The sequence below is a fragment of the Leifsonia sp. SIMBA_070 genome (genome assembly GCF_046534635.1).
Lineage (GTDB): Bacteria > Actinomycetota > Actinomycetes > Actinomycetales > Microbacteriaceae > Leifsonia.
In genome coordinates this window covers 1-274 of the sequence record NZ_JAWRYK010000243.1, presented here as the reverse complement: position 1 = coordinate 274, position 274 = coordinate 1, and the positions used below count along the sequence as shown (strand labels likewise).

At 67.2% G+C, this 274-nt stretch carries 1 pseudogene; it reads left to right on the top strand.

The features are described 5' to 3' along the window. Window positions 1-258: pseudogene (locus tag SB754_RS20200) on the top strand (hypothetical protein); the annotation flags it as partial. Window positions 259-274: the final 16 nt, after the last annotated feature.

Here is a 274-nt window from a genome sequence, read left to right as displayed (position 1 = left end):
GTCCTCATCACGGTCATCCCGGTGATCGGCGGCGTGCTGTGGTGGACGATCGGCCGCGCCAAGCCCGATCAGATGTCCGCGGGGGCCGCATCGCTCGCCCCCGACGACGATCCGTCGTTCGAGCAGCGCCTCGCGGAGGACCGGATCCGCAAACTGGAAGAAGAGATCGCCCTCCTCGACATGGAGGAGGCGTTCAACATGCCGGACGCCAAGAAGCCCGACGAGGACGACGACGCAGACGACGATGACCGCAAGTAGCGACGCCGCCTGCGAC